This window comes from Propioniciclava soli, assembly GCF_014858005.1.
GTDB lineage: Bacteria > Actinomycetota > Actinomycetes > Propionibacteriales > Propionibacteriaceae > Propioniciclava > Propioniciclava soli.
The window spans coordinates 510752-527010 of the sequence record NZ_JACYOT010000001.1 but is presented as its reverse complement, the minus strand read 5'-3'; the positions used below and the strand labels follow the sequence as shown (position 1 = coordinate 527010).

General features: G+C 68.8%; 16 protein-coding genes. 3 read left to right on the top strand and 13 right to left on the bottom strand.

The window, feature by feature from the left end; translation table 11 throughout:
* Positions 1-2 precede the first annotated feature (2 nt).
* Entirely contained in the window at positions 3-794 is a 792-nt protein-coding gene (locus tag IFY26_RS02400) for a hypothetical protein (RefSeq protein ID WP_232547402.1), read from the bottom strand.
* Positions 795-1191: 397 nt separating this feature from the next.
* On the opposite strand from IFY26_RS02400, the gene IFY26_RS02395 reads away from it, so the two are divergent.
* Genes IFY26_RS02395 through IFY26_RS02385 form a run of 3 tightly spaced genes read left to right on the top strand, consistent with a single transcriptional unit; the run spans position 1192 to position 4909 of the window.
* Positions 1192-2421, top strand: coding sequence for an ABC-three component system protein (locus IFY26_RS02395; RefSeq protein WP_232547401.1), 1230 nt, complete (start codon positions 1192-1194; stop codon positions 2419-2421).
* Complete coding sequence (locus tag IFY26_RS02390) at positions 2418-2918, top strand: three component ABC system middle component (protein WP_232547400.1); 501 nt, start codon at positions 2418-2420, stop codon at positions 2916-2918. Before IFY26_RS02395 ends, IFY26_RS02390 begins: the two co-directional genes overlap by 4 nt.
* Positions 2918-4909 (top strand): DUF3732 domain-containing protein, encoded by a 1992-nt coding sequence (locus IFY26_RS02385; RefSeq protein ID WP_232547473.1) that lies wholly within the window; start codon positions 2918-2920, stop codon positions 4907-4909. Before IFY26_RS02390 ends, IFY26_RS02385 begins: the two co-directional genes overlap by 1 nt.
* Before the next feature lie 66 nt (positions 4910-4975).
* Here the strand turns inward: IFY26_RS02385 and IFY26_RS02380 are convergent, their stop codons facing one another.
* The 12 genes from IFY26_RS02380 to IFY26_RS02325 form a co-directional block, all read right to left on the bottom strand.
* Positions 4976-8260, bottom strand: coding sequence for a LysM peptidoglycan-binding domain-containing protein (locus IFY26_RS02380; RefSeq protein WP_232547399.1), 3285 nt, complete (start codon positions 8258-8260; stop codon positions 4976-4978).
* Entirely contained in the window at positions 8257-8676 is a 420-nt protein-coding gene (locus IFY26_RS02375; protein WP_232547398.1) for a TadE/TadG family type IV pilus assembly protein, read from the bottom strand. Before IFY26_RS02375 ends, IFY26_RS02380 begins: the two co-directional genes overlap by 4 nt.
* Positions 8676-9155 (bottom strand): TadE/TadG family type IV pilus assembly protein, encoded by a 480-nt coding sequence (locus tag IFY26_RS02370; protein ID WP_269778966.1) that lies wholly within the window; start codon positions 9153-9155, stop codon positions 8676-8678. The genes IFY26_RS02375 and IFY26_RS02370 overlap by 1 nt, the downstream gene beginning before the upstream one ends.
* Positions 9152-9550 (bottom strand): TadE family protein, encoded by a 399-nt coding sequence (locus tag IFY26_RS02365; protein ID WP_232547396.1) that lies wholly within the window; start codon positions 9548-9550, stop codon positions 9152-9154. Before IFY26_RS02365 ends, IFY26_RS02370 begins: the two co-directional genes overlap by 4 nt.
* Positions 9551-9559: 9 nt before the next feature.
* On the bottom strand, positions 9560-9769 hold the full coding sequence (locus tag IFY26_RS02360) for a hypothetical protein (protein WP_232547395.1): 210 nt from the start codon (positions 9767-9769) through the stop codon (positions 9560-9562).
* Positions 9770-9809: 40 nt separating this feature from the next.
* Complete coding sequence (locus tag IFY26_RS02355) at positions 9810-10703, bottom strand: type II secretion system F family protein (protein WP_232547394.1); 894 nt, start codon at positions 10701-10703, stop codon at positions 9810-9812.
* The gene (locus tag IFY26_RS02350; RefSeq protein ID WP_232547393.1) at positions 10700-11551 is read right to left on the bottom strand and encodes a type II secretion system F family protein; all 852 of its coding nucleotides are present in this window, start codon (positions 11549-11551) and stop codon (positions 10700-10702) included. Before IFY26_RS02350 ends, IFY26_RS02355 begins: the two co-directional genes overlap by 4 nt.
* Positions 11548-13092 carry a CpaF family protein gene (locus IFY26_RS02345; protein ID WP_232547392.1) on the bottom strand — a complete coding sequence of 515 codons (1545 nt, stop codon included), beginning with the start codon at positions 13090-13092 and terminating at the stop codon, positions 11548-11550. Before IFY26_RS02345 ends, IFY26_RS02350 begins: the two co-directional genes overlap by 4 nt.
* The gene (locus IFY26_RS02340; protein WP_232547391.1) at positions 13089-13859 is read right to left on the bottom strand and encodes a hypothetical protein; all 771 of its coding nucleotides are present in this window, start codon (positions 13857-13859) and stop codon (positions 13089-13091) included. Before IFY26_RS02340 ends, IFY26_RS02345 begins: the two co-directional genes overlap by 4 nt.
* Before the next feature lie 4 nt (positions 13860-13863).
* A complete protein-coding gene (locus IFY26_RS02335; protein ID WP_232547390.1) occupies positions 13864-14532 on the bottom strand; it encodes an SAF domain-containing protein in 669 nt (222 codons plus the stop codon).
* A gap of 4 nt (positions 14533-14536) precedes the next feature.
* A complete protein-coding gene (locus IFY26_RS02330) occupies positions 14537-15016 on the bottom strand; it encodes a hypothetical protein (protein ID WP_232547389.1) in 480 nt (159 codons plus the stop codon).
* Between the two features lie 421 nt (positions 15017-15437).
* Complete coding sequence (locus tag IFY26_RS02325; protein ID WP_232547388.1) at positions 15438-15986, bottom strand: hypothetical protein; 549 nt, start codon at positions 15984-15986, stop codon at positions 15438-15440.
* Positions 15987-16259: the final 273 nt, after the last annotated feature.

Genomic DNA, 16259 nt, shown 5'->3' with positions numbered 1-16259 from the left:
AGTCAGCCGACGGCGTTCAGGTACTCGCCAGCGGCTTCGCTGAGGGCCGCCACGCAGCGAGCGGTGCGACGCCGCACGGTCCGGGCACACACGCCCCACTCCTGGGCCACGACGGCGCTGAGTTGGCGACTCGACAGGCCGGCCACCCCGCCCTCGCGGGCGCGGCCATCGGCCTGGAGGGTCTTCGCGGCCTCGATCAGACTGACCAGCAGCTCGCAGTCCTCGTCGGTGATGACGTCCTCGGCGCATGCCCAGGCGAGCAGTTCGGCCAACTCGGCTGCCGGGTCGTCGTCTTCCACGAGCCGGTCGTCGGCCGGGTCGACGGGGCCAAACGAGACCGTCGACAGCCGGTGCGGCATGTGGTGCGTGGGCGCCCCGCAATCCAGTAGCACCCCCTCACGCAGCTGACCGGCGACCTTCGCCGCCACCCAGTGCGGACGCCGCCAAGGCAGGCCGCGGACCTCCACCCACAACTGGGCGGCCAGCACCTCGTCGACCCGATCATCAGCCAGTCCCAACCGGCGGCGGACGCGCAGGGCAGTCGGGAGCAGGAGCCACGCGAGCACCAGCGCTGCCTCCCGGTCGTCGGCGCCATCGAACGCCGCCAACCGGGCGAGGCCGAGGAGGACGCCGTTGGCGACCGCGGGATCGGCCGCTCGTCGCCAGGCGTCCAGTCCGGCCGGGTCGTCAACGACCCCCAACCGGGGCTCGAAGGCGACCCATCCCGCCCACTGATCCTTGACGACGGACTCCATCCGCTCGTCCTGCAAACCCAACATCTCGGTGACGTTCATTACCGTGGTCCTTCCGCGTGGGTACGCGGGAAGACCACCAATCAGACCTTGCTACTCTCGTAGCCCGACTCGGCGCTGGCGGGCATCAATCCGCCTGCGGAGACTCTCGATTCGCATTACCCCCCTAGTGGGTAGCACATTTGCCCCATAACCCCCGCCGGCAGTGTTCGCCGCAAGACCGTCCCTTCCGCCATCATGCAGCAAGGCATGGGAGGACTCTGGTGGGGTGGCCGAGAGCATGGACCGGCAGCACGCGAGGACCATGGCGTCGAAGGTGTCACACGCACCCGAGAGTCACGGGATCACTGTCCCTACGGGTTGGACTGGGCGTGAGGGCACAGGTTGCGCAGGGTCACGTTCGCGGACTTGCGACGGGGAGCGCTGCTACGGTCTGAACGTGACCAACGCCGACACAAACCGGTTCAGCGCAGGGGGATCTGCGCTGGGTTACCTTGCGCAGGTCGAGTACGCCCTCTTGATCGCTCTCCAACGAATGGACGGGGATGAGAACCTCCGCCTATCTCTAGAAACGGTGGACGACATCACTTTCGAAGTCGAGGGTCGTCCCCGCGAGCTTTGGCAGACGAAGCATCGTGTCAGTCGACAGGGATCCCTCGGCGACGCCAGCCAGGACCTCTGGAAGACGCTTCACAACTGGATCGAGACATCAAGCGATCGATCTGCGTGCTTTCTCATGACAACCGCGGCCGCACCGGCCGGCACGGCCGCGAGCCTGCTCGGACCAGCTCGGAGTAATGAAGACGTCGCGAATGCGCGCGAGAAGCTCGATGCCGTCGCCCAGGCAGCCGGTAACCGAGGGTCCGCCACCTACTACACGAGGTACCTCTCTCTCCCCGAAGACCAGCGAACTGAACTGCTCGACAGGGTAGTGGTGCTCCACGGGGCGGTAAGCGCCGCAGACATGACCGAGCGCCTCATTTCCACCGTGCGAAAAGCGACGGTTCCACAGCGACGACTTCCCCTGGTTGAGCGCCTTCGTGGCTGGTGGCACGGGCGCGCAATGGCGCACCTCACTTCTGTGGCCCAGGGCAAGAACGACTGGATTGACATCGGCGAAATCGAAGGACAACTCCTGCTGATCGCTCAGTCGCTGCGAGACGACAATCTTCCCTTGGACTACGACGATGAACCAGAGCCAACCCGCAGCGAAATCGCGCAAGACGACCGGGTGTTCGTTGCCCAGTTGAAGCTCATCCTGCTTCACCACGAGCGCATCAGGCAAGCCGTGTACGACCACAACAGGGCCTTCCTGCAACGGTCCAGATGGCAGCGGGAGCAGCTCCTCACGATCGGCGAACTTGCCGCATACGACCGGCGACTGATGGAGGAATGGAAGCGGGTGTTTCTGCCACTGGAGGAACCGTCCGGCAACGATGAGGATCTCGACACAGACAAACACGTCAGCGCCCTGCGGCTTTACCAGAGGCTGCAAGATCGAGCGCTTCCCGAGGTTCGAGCGGAAGTCCGATCGGGCTACATCCCCTTCGGCTCATTGCATATCCTTGCGGACCGCCTGCAGATCGGCTGGCATCCCGACTGGGTCGAGCTAATGAAACACCGGCTCGCCGAAGTGCAGAGTGTTGACGATGGCCAGGGTGCCGCATGAGTGTTAGCGCCCTTGGATCCGCGCTGGACTCCGAGACGAGCACCCTGTTCAACCCTGCGTTCTGCGCGCTGCTGCTCCACAAGGCATGCGCAGGCTACGAGGAGAAGGTTTCGGAACCCATGCCCCTCACGTTCGCGTTCATAATCCTTCCCAACGCGCTGCACAAGCCCACTCGTGACGCGCTGCCTTCGACCACAGCCTCATCGATGTGGGGCTGGCAACGGGCGAATCCAGTGCTGCTCATGGACTTTGCGAACCGGGTCAGCACGTTCCGGCCAGTCACGGCGAGTGCCATCACCTTCGGGCTCAGGCATTCTGTCTTGAGGGGCTCGCTCGGCTCGATCTCGGCCGGGGCCATTCGGCGCCGCCCGCGAACGCTGCACCCGACGGAGGACTGGAATGCTTGTCTGAAAACCGCCCATTTTCTCGGCAGGTGGTTCGGGGGAACCGAGTCTGATGAAGCCACCGCCCTTGCCCGATGGGGAGTCCGACCGTGATGCAACTCGATGCACTCATTCTGTACAACGCTGACGGCGACGTCCGACGCATCCGCTTCCAGCCAGGCCGGCTCAACGTCATCACGGGCGAGTCCGGTACTGGGAAGAGCAGCATCATTGGCATCCTCCGTTTCCTACTTGGTAGCGATAGCCCGCACGTGCCACTTGGACCCATCCAAGACACGGTGGCCTGGTACGGGCTGCTGGCTCACGTCGGCGACACCAGCTTCTTTGTCGGGCGTCCCGCGCCCGCCCATGGCGTTACAACCACGCAGGCGATGCTGTCAGTCGGCGAGCGTGAGCAGCCGCCGTTCTCCTCGCTCGCAATCAACACCAACACAGACGAACTCGTCGATTATCTGGGCGGACTCATCGGCATCGAGGACAACCTCCACTTGCCGGCCGAGGGCCAGACACGGCGCGCCTTGGCAGCCAACCTGCGGCACGCCCTCTACTACTGCTTTCAAGGCCAGGGGGAGGTTGCCAACCCCGACCTACTCTTCCACCACCAGAACCGTGACTTTCAGAAGCAGGCGATTCGCGACACCTTCCCATACTTTCTCGGAGCGCAGGGCCCCGACGCCCTTCGCAAACGTGAGGAGCTCGCAGAGCTGCGCCGCGAGATCCGACGACGCGCAGCACGCCTTGGTGAGGCGCGCGCCGCGCGACACCTCGGGGTAGGGCGCGCCGCGGGACTCATCGCCGAAGCCAAGGCGAGCGGCCTCCTGCAGATCGACACGATACCGAGCGACGCAGCGGAAGCCTTCCGGCTCCTCGCAGCTGTGCTGCAGGAGGAGGAACCGCCGGTCGACATCGATGCGGTGGACGGTGCCGCTGAGGCAGAGGACCTCGTTGCACGTCGGGCCGCGTTGCGCAGCGATGTGCGCGAGATCAACGACAAGATCCGGGGTCTTGACGAGTTCGCGCGGGTTGGCACGGAGTACAGCGCCGAGCTCAATGAACACCGCGTTCGGCTCGCCTCAATTGGGCTAATCCCAGATTCCTTGGATGACAGTGCCCTGTGCCCCGTCTGCGCGAGCCCGATCAAGGGCACCTCCACGCACGAGGCAATAAGTCACAGTCTGGGCCGCGTTGCCCGGCGCATCGAACTGGCACAACGTGACCTGCCACGCGTGACCGCCGCGCGCACGCAACTAATCAATGAGCGCAACGAGAAGCGGGCCGAGATCGCTGACATCCAAGCGGCGCTCGAGGAGTTCGCCAGTAGCGAGGACATCCGCGCGGGCGCCCAGCGGACATGGGCTCAGCAGAGCTTCGTGAAGGGCCGAATTGCCCAGTACCTAGACACGACCAGCATGGAGAGCGATGACAGCATCACGACCCTGGAACGGGCAATCGGAGCCTTGGAGGACCGGGCTGCAAGGCTCACCGAGGAGCTAGACCCCGAAGCGCTGCGCTCGGCGGTCAACTCCCTTCTCAACATCGTCGGGCGCCGAATGACCGACCTTGCGAGGTCGTTGCCGCTCGAGCACTCCGAGCATGGGGTCAGGATCGACCCCTATCGCCTCACAGTCGTCGCAGACACACTCCAGGGCCCTGCCTACATGGACGCAGGCGCCATCGGAAGCGGCATGAGCTGGGTCGGTTACCATCTGACTGCCTATCTCGCGCTTCAGGGGTTCTTCATCGAGGCAGACCGGCCCGTGCCCCGTTTCATCGTCCTTGACCAGCCTAGCCAAGCCTTTTTCCCCCGGGATCGCCAACGGGGCGGCGATCTCACGGAGCTCTCAGATGCTGATCGTGACAACACCCTGAAGCTTTACAAGTTGATGTTTGATGCTGTCGCCAGACTCGACGGACAACTACAGATCATCGCGTTCGACCATGCGGACTTCACCGACGACTGGTTCAGGGGCTCGGTGATTGAGGTCTGGCGAAACGGTAACGCCCTCATCCCACGGGAGTGGATCCACGACGGTCCCGAGCTTTCGGGGGAAGGTAAGTCCGGATCGGCGACCGGGCCGCGTTGAGCCCTACCGCTGGATCGCACGCCCGTCACTAGCAACGCTCCTCCGGGAGCCGGTCAGTGGGCGAGATCACGCCACGCGGCCCTTCCGCTGCCACGGTGGGCTCGAGACAAGATCGGCCGATCGGGCTGGGAGATCGTCTGGCGCCTCGCCGTCCTCGGAGCGGTTGCTGACGTGGTCTCGCAGGATGCGTTCGGCGGCCTGCCGGTCGCCTTCGGCCGCGATGACCGCGGCGAGGTCGAGCCTCGGCGTGTCTTCGTAAGGGGCGGCGAGCAGCGCGGTTTCGGTGGCGGTGCGGGCCAGCTCCAGGTGGTCGGCGTGCAGCGCTGCGATGGTGATCGTGTGGGCCACGTCGACGACGGCGCACACCATGTGCTGGTCGATGCGGGCGCCGTCGGCCAGCCAAGCCCAGCCGCGCCCACGTTGTCCTGTGAAGGGCTCCCCGGTCACGAGCTCCAATGCCGCCTGAAGGTCACTGAGGCCCTCGGGACCGCGGGCTTGTCCACGCGCGCGAAGTCGGCGGAACAGATCGATGTCAGCCAGGACGCCGATCAGCTGGTAGATGCCCATACCTCGGGCGATGCCCGCCGGGGACTTCGTGGCGTCGGGCAGGTAGTTGCCGCCGGAGGTGGGGTCGACGCCCAGCCAGCTGCGCACCTTCGAGAGGTGCACCCTCATCTGCGTGGCGTCGGAGCCGAACGCATCGACGACCTGGTCGATCGTGACGCCCTGGGGGTGCAGCGCCAGGAACGCCAGGAGCTCCGTGTAGAAGGCCTTGCGCTTGGCCACCACCGTGGGCTTCCCGGTCGTACCGGTGCGCGCCTGGATGGGGCCGAGTAGCCGCAGATGCGGGCGGGTCCCGGCCGCCCAGGCCGCCAGATCGGCGTCCAGACCCGGGTCGGCGCCCTCGACCGCTGTCCGGATCTTCTCGGGCACATGCGGGGCGAGTTGCTGCAGGTCGTCCGTGGTGGTCGCAGCCACGTCGAGGACCTCAGCGTCCGGGGCTGGAATCACCGTCGCCCCCGGCTCGGACACGGGGTCTGTGTCACGGGGCAGCACGAGTTCGTCACGGATCGCTCCGGCGGCGTCGCAGTACTCTCGCCAGCCGTCGTCGCCGTCCGTCGGCATGTCGACGTCGTCGAGCAGGTCGGCGTGGGCCAGGAGCAGGGCGCAGCCCTCTGCCTCGGCGGGGGTGAGTCCGTTGGCGATCAGGTCGAGGCCGAGGGACGGGATGAGCACCCGCCCCTGCCCGGTCAGTCGGACGCCGCGGCCACGGACGGGCTCGGTGTCGGCGACCATGACGACGGCCGTGCCGGTCTTCCCGTGATGCCCGCCGACGAGGGCGAGCAGCTCGTCGAGCGGGCTGCTCGACAGCGCCCCGTTGACCAGGACGAGCCAGCTATCCCACACGTCGCCGCCCAGGTCGTCGACGCGCCCGGCGGCTGCGGTCACGTCATGCTCGGCGCACTTGTCGACGGTCACGCGGGCCGCTGCGATCGCCGCGTCCAGTGAGGCGGAATCCTCGAGACGGTGGTGGCGGATGCGCGCCGGGTCGAGCGGTTCGGCCTCCTTGGCGATCCCGATGCAGTCGAGCTGGACTTGGCGTGCCCACGGGTTGACGGCGATCTCGGCAGCCAGGTAGCGGGCGAAGTCGGCGGCGTAGGTGGGGTCCCCGGTCAGGCTGATCGTGCCGAGCTGTTCGAGGTTGACCAGCCAGGTGGCGCCGTCGTCGTCGAGTCCCACGGAGACGAGCTGCGGGTAGGCGGATCGGGCGGTCGACTCATGTTCGTGCGAGTCGGTGGCCAGCAGCCATCGACGGTCATCATTACCGTCCGGCCGCCACGGATGCGCCAGCGTGATGGGCTCGACCAGCTGAACTGCCACCTCGCCTGGCAGGAGCTGGACAGCCAGGAGCTGCGGTGGGGCGTCGCGGTCCTCGCCGGAGACGGCGAGCAACCTGAGCGCGTGGTCGATGGCAAGCAGGGTGGGCGTCGCTGCCTGCCCCTCGGTCATCACGGTCTTCTCCACCGGAACGAGTTCCGGCGGCGGTGCCTGGATCGTCCGCCCCGGCCGACGGGCACGGAACTGGGCCCTCCGGCGCTGGCGCAGCGCGGCCAGCAGCCCAGCGGCGAGGACGCCGCCGGCTCCGGTGAGTCCGACCAGCAACCAGGGTGCCGGCGCGTCGGCATCCCGGTCGGACGCCTCGCTCGCTGGCTTGTCGTCGCTGCTCACGTCGGTGGACACGGTCGCCGAGGCGGACGGGGCGGGCGTTGCCGGGGCGCTCGACGGGACGACGGGAACAGCGACGGCCGTCTCGGACGTCGCAGGCGACGCCGCGGCTACCGGCGTGGGCGTGGCGGTTGCGGAAGGGACGGCGCCAGCCGGCGTGGGCTGCGAGGTCTGGGGTGTCGGCTCGGCTTGTTCGGGTTCGGGCGAGGTGGTGGGCAGGTCGGGCGTCGCTCCCGCAGCGGCCGGGATGAGTACATGCCAGCCGGGGAGGATGAGGTCCGGGTCGGTCAGGCGACGACCGTCCGGCTGGCTGAGCTTCCGGGACGCCTCGAAGATCCGGGGCCAGGCGTCGGCGTCGTCGAGGTGCTCCTGGGCGATCTCGCTCAGCGTGTCCCCCTTGACCACGGTGTAGCGGGAGTGATCGTGGTCGTTCGATGCCGTGGCCTGCACGCCGTCGGCCCGCGAGCCCGCGGGCAAGGTGAGCACCCAGCCCGGCCTGAGGAACTGCGCCTTCCCCCGCAGGAGTTCGTGGTTGAGCTTGAGGATCTCGGGGTAGCGGCTCCCGGACCCCAAGTGCTGCTCGGCGATCGACCAGAGGGTCTCGCCGCGCTTGACCGTGTGGGTGACGGGCGGGGTGGCATTCGCCGAGAGGGCCACGGCGCTCGGCGTAGGCCCGGCGGGCTTCGACAGCTGGGGTGCGGCCGTTGCCGTCGGCGAGGCCACCGGGTTCGGGCCGTCCGGGACTGCTGATGCCGTCTCGATCCCCGCCGCGGGCACCGTGATGAACAGCAGCAGGGCTGCGGCCACGAGCCGGCGGGCCGGCACCTGGGACCACCGGAGCCCGGGCAGCTTGGGTGCCTCCAGGCCTTGGAGGGCTGCGATCGCTTCCGTGATGATCGTGACCGCGAGCAGTCCCCAGACGATCCACGCGGCGACCTTCAGGACCAGGATGGTCAGGCGGCCGTCATCCGGCGTGGTGAGCGCCGCCCACCATCCGTCCAGACCGGAGGGCGTCGGCCCCCATCCGAGGGCCAGCAGCACGGCCGGCAGACCCACGAGCAGGCCGAGCAGCGCGACGGAGGCGGCGAGACCGAGCAGACGGGGGTGACGAGGCGGCGGGTTCATCGGGGAGCTCCGTTCACGACACGCGACAGCAGGATGGTGGCGTCGCCGCTGACCGTCTTGGGCCCGACGCCGGCGGTCCCGAGGAACTTCGGCTGGTAGACGATCGTGACGTGCACCGACAGGGTGGTCGGTCCGGTGATGCTCACGCTGCCGTCGACGCCGGCGGCATGGAGGTAGGCCGCTGCGGCCGTCCGGGCGGCGGCGGTGTCGATCTGCGGGGATTGGCCTCGCATGATCTGGCTGGCCTGGACCTGGTTGGCGGCCGTTCGCCCCGCCTGCTGTGCGAGGTCGTGCGCGCGCTGTTGGGCGTTGACCTGTCCGGTGAGGTCGATGGTGATGCCGATCACGAGGGTGAGGATCAGGGCGATCAGCACGCCCCACACCGTGACCGAGCCTCGTTCGTCGCGATGCCTCATCATCGCCCCCTGAACACATCGAGCGGACTGGTGACCGTCGCGCTGACGACCCGGTCCGGCAGGCCGGGCAAGGACAGCTCCGACAGTTCCACCGTGCAGCTCACGGTCGCCGCGACGCTGGCGGGTGTTCCCACCGGCCTGGAGAACCCTGAGGTGTCGAGCGTGACCGTCATGGACGCGCACGTCAGTCCCTGGTTGGCGAGGGTGGCGCGCGCTGCCGCCACGGCTGTGGTTTGCGCGGCGCCTGCGGTGCGGGCGATGGACGCCGCGCGTGCGGCGTCCGCGGCTGCCTGCTGGACACTCCCGTGGGCGATCGCCACCCGGCCGCCGGCCACTGCGAACATCAGCAGGAGCATCAGGGCCGGCACCAACAACACCAGTTCGATCGCCGCAGACCCGCGCTCATCGGTGCTGCTCCAACCCCGAGCCGTGGGCCTCCCGCGCCTGAAGCGTCGGCATTCGTGAACTGGGTGCTTCATCGCGTGTACCTCTCGACCGGCAGGGTGGCCGACTGGGACACGGTCACGTCCATGAAAGGCACGAGCCGGACGCTGTGGCCGGTCACCGTCACGGTGGTGCTGGTCGCCGTCCTGTCGCCGGTGACGGTCACGCCAGTCAGCGTCGTCCCTCCCACGTCGGCGGCGAAGGACCTCGCGCTCGACAACCCCGCCTCGAGGGAGGAGTTGAGCATCGCCGACGTGCGGGCGCCCGACTGGGCGGACGCCAGGGCGATCGACCGGGCGTGGAACCAGCTGCCGGCCTGGACGGCCAGGAACAGCACGGTGAGCACGATCGGGAGCGCGATCACCATCTCGACCGATGACGAACCGCGCTCCCCCCGCATCTGCCACCGGCTGGTCCTGGACCGTCGCATGGTCGTCGCCTACCGGATCTCGTTGGCCTTGCTGACGACGTAGGCCTGGATGATCGCGGCGACGATCCCCACGATCGCGATGGCGAAGATCGCCCAGAGCACGTTCTGGATGGTCTCCGACATGCCGTCCTCGGCGAGCATCCGCTTACGCTGCTTGGCGAGCCACGACTCGAGGTCGCGGCGCACGAGCTGGCTCTCCACGTACAGGTTGAGCATCATGGTGGGGTTTCCTCTCCTGAAGGGGTTCTTCCTTTGGGGGTCAGGTGTTGCTCATCAGGGTCATCAGGGATGGCCCCAGCAGGATGGCGATGAAGACGATCGCCAGCATGGTCGCAGGGATGGTGAGCCGCTCGGAGGCGGCGTTCGCACGGGCCTGCTCGTCGGTCAGGAGCGCCACGCGCAGCGCTCGGTTGTGTTCCCGAAGGGTCTGGTAGACGGGCATCGTCTGCTGTTCGGCCAGCGCCATGATGTTGGCCAGGTCGTCGAGTTCGGGCAGGGCCAGTTCGTCACCCATCGCGCGGAGGACGTCCCACGGTGGGCGGCCGTCGACGCTGGACTGGGTGAAGCCCTCCGCCAGGCGGTCGAAGACCCACTGGCCGCGGCCGACGCGCGCCGCGTTCTCCAGCGCCTGTCGGGGGCCGGAACCGGCGCGGCGTTCGAGGGCCACCAGGTCGATGAAGCCGGTCAACACGTGGTTGAACTCGAGGCGGGCCGCCTTCGCCTTGCCGTGGATGTCCAGGTTGGGCAGCACGAACAGCCCGACGGCGCCGACCAACGACGCGATCAACGGGACCGCGATCGGGAACCGCAACCCGAACACGTTGAACAGCGTCGATAGCAGCGGGGGTGCGACCAGCCCGATGGCAGCCAGGATCAGCTTCTCGCCGTAGAAGCTGGCCTCCGTCCGGCGCAGCAGCGCCAGCTCCTTGACCGGGGTCATCCACACCCACCTCGGCACCCAGCGCGCGACCCACGCACCCAGCCGGTCCTGGGCGTCCGCGCCGCCCAGGAGGGGCGGAGCTGTTGGCACGCCGGTCAGCCGGTCCAGCGCGGGACCGAGCGCCGGGACGGTCGGAGCGAGCCACCACACCGCGCACAGGACGCTGGTGGCGAGCATCAGGCCGGTCAGGGCGGCGAGCTGCAGGCCGGTCATGACGGGTCTCCTGCCAAGAGTCTGGGCAGCGGCTTGACCCGCGCCATCCGTCGCAGGACCACAAGACCCACCACATAGAGCGAGAGGAGCACCGACAGGACGACCTGCCCCATCGGCGAGCGGTACGGCTCCAGGTACTGGCCGGTGGCGGCCATCCCCACCAGGCACACCACGGTGATCAGGGTGACGATCCGCGCTGTCTGGCGCGGCTTGCTGCGGTCGGCCTCCAGATGCCGCCGGGCCGCGACCTCCGCGGACACCGATTCGGCGAGTCCGGACAGGATCTGGGAGAGACCGTCCGCCCGCTTCTGGGCCGCGAGGATCAAGGTGGCTGCCACCAGGTCACCGGTCGAGTCGTTGAACTGGTCGGCGAACGCGCGGAGCGCCTCGGCGGTGTTCCACCGCGACCTGATGCGGCTCACCAAGGTGGTCACCTCGGGACGGATGACGTCGGGTGCGGTGCGCAGGGTGGCCACGAGGGCGCCCTCCAGGCCGACACCGACAGTAATCACGCCGGCCAAGTTGCGCGTCCACTCCGCCAGGCCTTCGAGGCGTTCGATCGTGTGGGACTCGTCGGAGACGCCCAGGACCACCGGCAGGCCGACCGCCGCCAAGGGGAAGACCACGATGGCGATCACCCAGCCCGACAGCAGGGCGACCACCACCCCGGCCACTGCCGCCACGACCCCAGCGACCAGGAAACGGCGCGGGACCGAAGCAAGCCGCGCCAGGAGCCGGGGCGTTGCCGGAGCGGCCGTCGGGACAGGCACACGACGGAGCCCTGCGACCAGCCCCATCACGCCACCGACGCCGAGGACGCTCACCAGCGCGGGAACGAGCGGGTTCATGCGACACCGCCGTGGCGTTGCGCCTCCAGGAGGAACTCGTTCGCGGTGAAGCCGTGACTCGCCAGCATCCGCAGGTGGTCGGGTAGCACGAAGGCGACCGCCGGGCCGTCGGGGTCGCTGCGGAAGACGGTGGTCGCGGCGTAGCCGGCGGACTCCTCGCCCGGCGTGATCGCGAGCACCTCGTCGACCACTCGCCGCTTGCGGACCGAGCCGTCGCGGCCGCGGACGAACATGGACCGCAGCTGCACCACCAGGCCGAGGCAGCGAGCCAGCTTCATCACCGCCGAGTCACGGGTGAACTCGCCGGACTGCATCGCGCAGCTGACCAGCTTCTCCATCGTGTCGGACGCCGACGCGGCGTGCGTCGTCGACAACGAGCCCGAGCCGGACTCCATGGCCATGATCATCTGGGCCACCTCGCGTCCGCGGACCTCGCCGACGATCTGCCGGTCGAGCGCGTACCGGAACGAGGCGTGCATCCCGTCCTGCAGGGTGAACTCGTTCACTGGACGCCCATCAGGTCCCCGCTCGCCCGAACCGGGACGCGCTTCCCACGAGAACACGACGGGGTGCTCGTTGACCAACTGCTCCAGACCGAGTTCCCGCTCGGTCTCGAAGGTGCCCAGCACCTCTTCCGGGCCGATCTCGGCGCACAAGGCTCGCAGCAGGGTGGTATTGCCGTCGCCCTGCTGGCCGGAGACGACGATCGACAGCCGGGCCCTCACGGCGGCCGCCAGGAATGACGCCAGCAAAGGGCTCACCGTGTCCAGGCCCACAAGGTCGTCGAGGGTGATGCGCACCAGACGGTGTCTGCGGATCACGACGCTCGGCCGGTGGGTGACGAACGCGGACGCCGCCAAGCGCGCCCCGGCGAGATTGAGGTGGAGGTCGGGGTTGGCGTCCGAGAACACGCGCGGCGGATCGGCCCTGGACGCCAGGTCCTGCAGCAGCTGGATCAGGTCCTCGTCGGACGCCGCCACCGGCGGCCCCGGCACCTTCTCGCCACCCACCAGGTCCAGGAACACCCGGTCGTGACCGACGACGATGATGTTCTCGACGTCCGGGCGATCGACCAACGGCTGCAGCCGGCCCAGCCCGAACATCAGGTCGAAGACGGCCTGTGCCAAGGCGTCCTGCGCGGTGGCGGAGCTGACCGAGCCGTTGACTGCGAACCGCGCCTCGGTCGCCTCCTGGACGACCTGCAGAATCACGGCCCGCCCCAGTTCCTGGCGCGCGGTTTCGTCGGCCAGGGGGGACTGCCCGATCCGCTCGGAGAAGCGTTTGGACGCCAGCGCGCGCAGTTCCGACGCCTGGTCCCAGTCCACCTCGGGCGCCCGCTCCGTGGGTCGACCATCGACGCCCGACCTCGCCTCGCGGCCCACGACGTGAAGCGACGAGGTCGGTGCGACTGCCGTCGACAAGGTGAACCCAGAGCGGACCCGGCCCGGCCGCGCCGGATCGGTGCCGTCGCCGAAGGCGGTGAACAGGGGCACGCTGGCCAGGTCGGGCCTTTCCCAGGTGGGCTGCGGCTGCTTCGTCATCGTTCCGCCCCCGCACTGGTGCGCGGTAGCGCGTCTTCGGTGCGCGGCGCGAGGGCTCGCAGCGACTCACCCAACGCCACCACGGACCTGGGCAGCGGCGACCGCTCGAACCGACGTTGGGGCTCGCCGTGGGACCACCACCGCGCGGCGTCCGGATCCCACGCGACCTCGCCGACCACCGGCACGCCCAGGGTCTTGGCGACTTCGGAGGTGCTGTACGGCCGGGTGCGGCCGGCGATGACCAGCCGGACGTCCCCCAGCGAGCTCTCCTGGAGACCCGGCAGCCATGACCGCACCCGGGCCAGTTCAGGCAGCCCGGTCCCTGTCACCACCATGGTCACGTCCGACTCCGAGATCAGCGGCTCAGGGCTGCCGACCGTCCCCAGCCGGCCGGCGTCCACGACGATGTCCACGCCCGTCTCCGCCTCGAGTCCACGCAGGGCGTCCAGGACCGCGTCCCACACGCCGAGGAGCGACGCGGCCTGCTGGTGCGCCCGCAGCCCCGGCAACAGGCTCGCGTTCGAGTCAGCCAGCGGGAACAGCCGTGACGGCAGTTCGTCGGCTAACTGGTGGTGTCGGTGCGCCAGCACCAGCTCGGAGAGTCCGGGCCGCGCGACCCCGGTGCAGTAGCCCGCCAGGATCGCCGAGCCGCCCGACGGGTCGGCTTCCACGAGCACCACGGGGCGGGGCCACGTCAGGGCGAGACCGACCGACAGGGTGGTCACCCCCAGCGAGCCCGAGACGGACGCGACCGTGAAGACGGGCATGGCGTCACCGTTCCCGGGAGTCGAGCACCACGGCGACCTTGCCGGTCGCGGCCCGGGCTGCCAGATCGGGCGCGGCGTCCGCGCTCACCAGCAGGTCAACCAGGGCGAACTGGCCGTCCTGCGAGCGCGTGACCGCGACGACCTTGGCCGCGATGGTCACAGGCGAGACGTCGCCGACCTGGCCCTGCGCGCCGGGCGTCTGCACCACCCGCACGTCGTCGCCGGTCTTCAAGGGAATGGCGGGCAGCATCCCGTCCACCAGGGACAGGCCGACGACGGTCTCGCCCTTGGCCGGGACGGTCTCGGGGGCGATGGCGTCCGGGGTGAGCAGCCCGCCGGCCGAGATGTCGAGCGCCGCCCGCTGTCCCACCACCGTCAACACCTCGCTGGCCGGGATCGAGGCGATCGCCGGATCGAGCGACACCCGCGCGACCATCAGATCACCGGCGGCGATCACCGCGCCACGAGGGACGGCCGCCTTCGCCACCACGACCTCGACCGACGAGGTTGCCGCCGTCCACAGCCACACGCCGCCCAGTGCCGACAGCAGGAGCGCCGCCACGGACGCGATGATCAGCACCGGACGCCGCCGGGTCTTCACGGGACCCAACGCCGCAGGCGCCGGAGGGGTCGTGGTCGTCGCCGTCGTCGGCGCCAAGGTCGGTGTCCTCACGTCGTCATCCCTTCACCACGGTCTGGAGTTCGCCGATCGTGACAACGACCGAGCTCGTGTAGGTCTGGTTGATGACACCGGACGCGCCGATCCCGGACCAGTTGATGGTCCAGTAGCTCGTCGCGGTGACCGTATAGGTGCCCTGCTTCGTGTAGCGGTAACCGCAATCCGGCGACGCCGACATCCCGAACGAGTCCTTGTACGAGGTGCCCGTGGACGTGCACGCGACGGTCCCGCCGTCGCCCATGCTCCAGACCACCTGGGTGACCTTGCCGGTCGCGGTGACGGAGTAGCCGCCCGCGGACGCGGTCTTCGTGTTCGGCCCCCACGTGCTTGCGTCCGGTGAGGCCACCCACAACCAGATCGGCAGCCCGACGAGGCCCACAGAACCCGGCGAGGGCTCCGGCGCCATCCCGATCGTGACCGCGCGAAGGCGCATCTGGGTGACCGCCTGCTGGGCCAGCACTCTGGGGTCCGGGATCACACCAGGAGCGGTATCGGCCCAGAAGAGGTAGGAGCCCGGGCCAGACCAGATGCCGGAACCCGAGCACCGGTAGATCGATCCCGTCGTGTTTCCGCTCCACACCGCGTCCGTCAGCGGGGCGGCGGCGACTCGGCCTTGATGTAGCAGGCTCGGGCGTTGCTCCAAGTCCCTAGCTCCGGGTTCGAACAGGGGACTTCGCGGGGAGGCATTTCCTGCGTCACGCAGGCGACGGGGTCGCTTCTGCCGGAGCCGGTGTGCTTCAGCGGAGCTGCGCCGCCGGAGCCACCGTAACCGGGGACGCCGACCCCACAGGCAACTCCCCAGCTCGCCCCTTCGCAGCCGGCGTCCGCGTAGGCAGGGGTCCCCGTCAGCGACGTTGTCGCCAGAGCCACGCAGAGCGCGAGCGCCGCGAGGAGCCTGGTCAACATGATCCGAGGACCTCGTCCTTGGTGATCTGCAGGTTGGCGCCGACGAGCTGCACGGTGCTCTCGTGTGAGAGCCGTGGCTGCGGGGCCGGCGTGACCGGCTGCCCGGCCTTGTCCGTGAGGATGGCCTCGCTGCGATCGACGCAAGAGGTGACGACCCACCCGTCGCCCTTGGCCAGGGCGCTCTGGGAGGGGATCCTCGTGGCCCCGACCTGCACCTGCCCCCGCTGACGGACTGTGGTCAACATCACCTGCAGGCTGCTCAGGGCCTCGCCCGAGGCGAGGGTGTCGAGCTCGTTGATGCTCCTGCTCGAGTCGACCAAGAGACCGTCGAGCGTCTGCCACAGCAGGACGACCCGCGCCTTCGCGTCCTCGAGCTTCTGGTCTTCGGGGCTGAGGGTCGGTGTCGGCGTCACCGTGGGCGACGGCGATTGCGACGGGCCCGTACTTGTCGGACTGGTGGTGGGCGTGGCTGTGCAGCCACCGATCAGGGCAGCGGCCATGATGGCGCCCATTGCTTTGGTGGCCAGTCCCAGGTGGGTCATCCCATCCTCCTTCGCCTACGGGACATAACGGGGCGCGGAGGCGCCTCGTGGACATGCGCTGTCTGTTGTTGTCTCCCAGACGGCGGCAGCACCGAAGCTCCCGGGTGCGTCTGGCGCTCGTGGCGCCGGTTCCGCGTAGTCGCGGGTACGGCCATTGTCAGAAGCGGCCATCGCTGGCTCCAAGCTCTCCAGGGGGTGGACCTTGTACGGGAAGGCTAAGCATGGATTTCGGCGATCCTGCGGATTTCGAGCTTCGTCCCTCTGCGTGTCACG